The sequence below is a fragment of the Hymenobacter agri genome, from assembly GCF_054778495.1.
Genome location: NZ_BAAGZM010001036.1, coordinates 1 through 968, shown reverse-complemented (window position 1 = coordinate 968; position 968 = coordinate 1). Strand labels below are relative to the sequence as shown.

Below are 968 nucleotides of genomic sequence, written 5' to 3'. Positions count from 1 at the left end.
CAGGCGCAGGCTGGCGGCGATGCTGCCCAGCGTTTCGGCAAACGCCACCGAGGCGCCGCCGTGCAGCAGGCCCATGGGCTGGTGCGTGCGGCCATCGACGGGCATGCGGCCTTCGATGTACTCATCAGTTACGGCCGTGATTTCCATGCCGAGGGCATCGGCCAGGGTGGGGCGCGAGGCCGTCCAGCGTTGCACTTGTTCCAGTGGGGTCATAGTGGGGGAGGAGGGGGAAAGTTGCGCGGGGCGTCAGCGGCGTTTTTTCGGCCGCGAAGGGCGAAAGTCAGGGTAAAAACGCGTACTTTGACATATTGTTGACGTACGATTACGCAAAACTACTCGCCCCGTCATGCCCCGGACCATCTTTCTCCTACGCCACGGCCAAACCGATTTCAACGTGCGCGGCATTGTGCAGGGCAGCGGCGTCGATTCGAGCCTGAACGACACCGGCCGGCAGCAGGCGGCCCGCTTCTTTGCCGCTTATGGCCACGTACCCTTCGATAAGGTGTACACCTCCACGCTGCGCCGCACCCACGAGTCGGTGCAGCAGTTTCTCGACCTCGGCCTGCCTCACGAAGCCCACCCCGGCCTCAACGAGATAAGCTGGGGCGTGCGCGAGGGCACCCGCATCACGATGGAAGAGGACGAGGAGTACCGCCGCGTGCTGGCCGGCTGGGCCGCCGGCGACACCCACGCCCGCCTGCTGGGCGGCGAAAGCCCCGAGGAAGTAGCCGCCCGCCAGCGCCCTTTCATCGAGCTGCTGAAAGCCCGTGACGACGAGCGCACCGTGCTGGTCTGCCTGCACGGCCGGGCCCTGCGCGTGCTGCTCTGCCAGCTGCTCAACTACCCGCTTAGCTGCATGGATGGCTTCGAGCACAGCAACTTATGCCTGTACAAGCTGGAATATACTGGCAGCATGTTCACGGTGAAGAATTTCCTAGACGTGACGCATTTGCAGCCGGCAGGATGAC

General features: G+C 64.3%; 2 protein-coding genes. One reads left to right on the top strand and one right to left on the bottom strand.

Annotation, left to right across the window (positions count from 1 at the left end; translation table 11 throughout):
• The coding region (locus ACYVDE_RS24285; RefSeq protein ID WP_460504096.1) for a hotdog fold thioesterase at window positions 1-213 on the bottom strand (213 nt) is incomplete at its 3' end.
• A gap of 133 nt (window positions 214-346) precedes the next feature.
• On the opposite strand from ACYVDE_RS24285, the gene ACYVDE_RS24280 reads away from it, so the two are divergent.
• Window positions 347-967, top strand: a complete 621-nt coding sequence (locus ACYVDE_RS24280) for a histidine phosphatase family protein (protein WP_460504095.1) — start codon at window positions 347-349, stop codon at window positions 965-967.
• Window position 968: the final 1 nt, after the last annotated feature.

Bases quoted from the DNA above. Each gene is read 5' to 3' on its own strand.
- ACYVDE_RS24280 (WP_460504095.1), top strand. From the start codon at position 347: ATGCCCCGGACCATCTTTCTCCTACGCCACGGCCAAACCGATTTCAAC.